Annotated in this window: 2 protein-coding genes; both read left to right on the forward strand. The window is 63.0% G+C overall.

The features are described from left to right. Positions 1–827: DNA-binding transcriptional regulator (locus VMR39_RS20305; RefSeq protein WP_325418453.1), on the forward strand; the 827-nt coding region annotated here is incomplete at its 5' end. Positions 828–915: 88 nt separating this feature from the next. Continuing rightward, on the forward strand, positions 916–1,886 hold a 971-nt coding region (locus tag VMR39_RS20310), incomplete at its 3' end, for a Bug family tripartite tricarboxylate transporter substrate binding protein (protein ID WP_157672733.1).

The raw sequence follows: 1,886 nt of genomic DNA on the forward strand, positions 1-1,886 counted from the left end.
ACCAGGGGGAGGGACCAGCCATGGCATCCGTTCAGCCAGTCAATGCCGCCATTCGGGTCATCGAGCTGCTACAGGCGATGAACCGCCAGCCGGTCTGCTCCATCCATTGGCTCTACCAGGCAACCGGAATGCCAAAGCCGACCATCGTGCGCCTGATGCAGACGCTGGCGTCGCGCAACATCGTCCGCCACGCTCCGCAATATGGCGCGTACATGCTGGCTTCGGAGGTCACCTCCCTTTGTTCCGGCTATCACGGAACGCCCCGCCTGGTCGACGCCGGGGCGGGTCCCCTGGATGCGTTCACCGAGGAACATCGATGGCCCGTCGCTCTGGCGGTATTCGATCATGACGCAATGGTGGTGCGTTACAGCACCATCCCCCACTCCCCTTTGTCGCTGCATCAGTCCACGATAAACATGCGCTTGAGCCTGGCGAGCCGCGCTCTGGGCCGCGTCTATCTCGCGGCCTGCAGTCCGCAAGATCGCGCGACGATCCTGAAAATTCTAGAGGGCTCCACCGATCCGGAGGATGCGCCCGCCAAGGATGGAGCAACGTTCGCCGCTGAGCTCGATCAGGTCGCCGCGCTGGGTTATTCCCTCAGGGCGCCAGGCATTCGCCCGATCTCCTCGACGCTCGCGGTGCCGGTCTACGACGACGGCAGGGTTGCCGCCGCAATCGGCATGACGTGGATCTCGTCCGCCTTGCAGGTGCAAGACGCCATTCGGCGATACCTCGAACCCCTGCGGGACGTTTCGCGCGGGATCTCGGCCAATCTCGGCAAGCGCGGCTCGGCGGCCATCGAAATTTCGGACAGCGGAAAGTCGTGACGACGATGTAGGCGCGGCTCACCCTATCAGCTAGATTCTGACCCACGCCATGCGTTGCGCAGGCAGAAACGTATATCAAGGGGAAAACATGTTCCGGAAAGTATTCGCGGCCCTGGCATTGGGGCTGTCCTGTTCTTCGATGACCGTGGCCACGGCCGCGGCTGGCGCCTGGCCAGAGCGCCCCGTCACATTGATCGTGCCTTGGGCGGCGGGCGGCAGCACGGACACCTTGGCGCGTATTCTGAGCCAGGATCTCGGCAGGCGGCTCCATACTACGGTCGTCGTCGAAAATCGGCCGGGAGCCGGCGGGACGATCGGATCCTCTTACGTCGCGCGATCTGCGGGGGATGGGTACACCTTCCTGCTGGGCGTTTCCGGCGATCAGGTCAATGCCGAGTTTTTATATCCCAAGCTGCAATACAGCCCGGAAAAGGATCTGGCTCCGGTGAGCCTGATCGCCGGCGAGGCGCTCGTCTTCGCCGCGCGCAAGGACTTCCCGGCTGACGGGGTGCAGCAATTCATCGATGCCGCGAAGAAGGGCACGGTCTCTTTTGGCACCTCCGGTGTGGGATCGACGGGCCACCTCGCCGGCGAACTTCTGAATCGAAAGATAGGAGGAAGCCTGCAGGCTGTTCCCTACAAGGGAGGGGCGCCCGCCGTGACCGACACGATGGCCGGCCACCTGGACGTCGTCATCGTCAGTCCGATTGCCGTAGCGCAGCAGATCAAAACGGGCCAGCTGAAAGGCATTGCCACGACGTCTTCAGCGCGGCTGCCCGTGCTCTCTTCGGTGCCGACTTTCAAGGAGTCGGGGATCGACCTTGAGGTGCACACCTGGTACATGCTGATGGCGCCCGCCAAGACGCCTGCCGACGTGATCGCGCAGATGAACGCAGCGCTGAACGAGGCCTTGGCCGACAAGGAAGTCGAATCGAAAATAGCCGAACTAGGTGCCGCGGCCAAGGGCTCCAGCCCCGCGGAATTGGCCGAATTGCTTGCACAGGAACGCAAGCGGTGGGGAGGTCTGATCAACGAAGCAGGCCTGAAAGCCCAGAATTG

It is taken from the genome of Sphingobium sp., assembly GCF_035511395.1.
In the GTDB taxonomy this organism is placed as follows: Bacteria; Pseudomonadota; Alphaproteobacteria; order Sphingomonadales; family Sphingomonadaceae; genus Sphingobium.